At 74.0% G+C, this 281-nt stretch carries 1 pseudogene; it reads left to right on the forward strand.

Annotation, left to right across the window (positions count from 1 at the left end):
* Positions 1 to 4: 4 nt before the first annotated feature.
* A pseudogene (locus DSP71_RS23315) lies at positions 5 to 281 on the forward strand (apolipoprotein N-acyltransferase); the annotation flags it as partial.

The raw sequence follows: 281 nt of genomic DNA on the forward strand, positions 1-281 counted from the left end.
CCTGATGGTCTTCACCGTCGCCGCCGCGATCGAAGCCATCCGGACCGGCCGGTGGCGTCGCCCGTTCCCCGCCGCCGTACCCGCCGTCACCACCCTGATGCTGGTCCTGGTCCCGGCGTTTCCCACCACACCGGCCGGGACGATGCGGGTCGGGGCGGTGCAAGGCAACGGCCCGTCCGGGTACTTCGACCAGCGCACCGTGGGGGCGATCGCCCGGGCGCAGGGGGACGCGACCGGCCCGGTGCTCGACGCGGGTGTGGATCTGGTGGTGTGGCCGGAAG

Origin of the sequence: Microbacterium sp. H6, from assembly GCF_003314775.1 — a bacterium.
Classification (GTDB): Bacteria; Actinomycetota; Actinomycetes; order Actinomycetales; family Microbacteriaceae; genus Microbacterium; species Microbacterium oxydans.